Source organism: Sphingobacterium litopenaei (assembly GCF_014692495.1).
GTDB lineage: Bacteria > Bacteroidota > Bacteroidia > Sphingobacteriales > Sphingobacteriaceae > Sphingobacterium > Sphingobacterium litopenaei.
In genome coordinates this window covers 1-1,129 of sequence record NZ_JACOIJ010000078.1, presented here as the reverse complement: position 1 = coordinate 1,129, position 1,129 = coordinate 1, and the positions used below count along the sequence as shown (strand labels likewise).

The following is a 1,129-nucleotide window of genomic DNA, read 5'->3' as shown; positions in this document are numbered from 1 at the left end:
GATAAAGAGTATTTATAACAAGCATAAAGGTAGATATGGTTATAGACGTATCACCGACGAATTACGCAAGAAAGGTGATGCTGTCAACCACAAAACAGTACTTAAAATCATGAAAATGCTAGGTCTTAAAAGTCTGATACGTACCAAGAAATACAAATCATATCGAGGAGAACAAGGCAAAATAGCTCCTAATATATTAGAGCGAGCGTTTAAAGCACAAGCACCTGAGCAGAAATGGGTAACTGATGTTACGGAGTTTAAAGTAAGGGATAAGAAGTTGTATTTATCGCCCATAATGGACTTGTACAACCAGGAGATAATCAGTTACCAGTTAAGCGAGCGAGCTGATTTCAAACAGATATCAGGCATGATTCACAAGGCATTTAGAAAGTTAAAAGATGGCAGTAATTTGATTTTCCATTCCGACCAAGGATGGCAATATCAGATGAGGCAATATCAACATTTATTGAAAGAGCAGGGTATTACTCAAAGTATGTCTAGAAAGGGAAATTGCTTGGACAATGCAGTTATTGAAAACTTCTTTGGAACATTAAAATCAGAGCTGTTTTATATTCAAAAATTCAACAGCATAGCACACTTAAAAAGAGAAATTAAAGAGTATATAAATTATTACAATAACGACAGAATTAAATCCAATTTAAACAAAATGAGTCCGGTGGAATACCGAACTCATAATTATAAATCTTTAAACTAAATTTGTCTAAATTTTGGGGTGCAGTCTACAAAATAGTTGAAAAAAAATTTTTTAAAGTAGAATAGTTGTTTGATTGTTAATTAACTTTATATTTAGAGAAAATTTTTAAGCTAAACCATTTTCTAATCAATTTATATCTATATTTTAATGTTAATCGATATATAAACCCTTAATAGACAATTTTTTTAATTAATCATAATGATATATAGTTTATAACCGTTGTTACAATAAGGTTAGGCTGTTAAATTATAGGAAGTAAGACAAAATTTATATTGAATAGTTATTTATTAAGGAAGTGTAAAGCAAACTGTGTCATTGAGCTCTAAATAGATATAGGTCCCCTTCGGACCTATATCTATTTAGAGCCGCCGAAGGCTTTCATTCTCTCACCAAATTTAAGGTGGAGTTGTTGCA

1 protein-coding gene is annotated in these 1,129 nt (G+C 31.3%); it reads left to right on the top strand.

All coding sequences use genetic code 11. The features are described 5' to 3' along the window. Window positions 1–715 (top strand): IS3 family transposase (locus H8B04_RS16830; RefSeq protein WP_190303066.1); only part of this gene is annotated, 715 nt, incomplete at its 5' end. Window positions 716–1,129: the final 414 nt, after the last annotated feature.